This is a genomic window from Methylobacterium sp. A54F, assembly GCF_053346035.1.
In genome coordinates this window covers 1-282 of record NZ_JBKFBF010000221.1, presented here as the reverse complement: position 1 = coordinate 282, position 282 = coordinate 1, and the positions used below count along the sequence as shown (strand labels likewise).

General features: G+C 74.8%; 1 pseudogene. It reads left to right on the top strand.

The features are described 5' to 3' along the window. Positions 1-282: pseudogene (locus ACLBXP_RS26035) on the top strand (pseudouridine synthase); the annotation flags it as partial.

Sequence of the window (282 nt, the reverse complement as noted above, 5' to 3'; positions counted from 1 at the left end):
CGCGAGGGCAAGAACCGCGAGGTCAAGCGCATCCTCGAGCATCTCGGCCTCTCCGTGGACCGGCTGATCCGCCTCTCCTTCGGGCCCTTCCAGCTCGGCGACCTGGAGCCCGGCCTCGTCGAGGAGGTGCGCACCCGCGTGCTCAAGGACCAGCTCGGGCAGGCCCTCGCGGCCCAGGCCGAGGTCGATTTCGAGAGCCCGGTGCGCGAGCCGATCGCCCCGTTCGGCCCGCCGAAGGCCGCCGAGGCGGGTGCCGGCCGGCCCGATCGCCCGCGCCGCGAG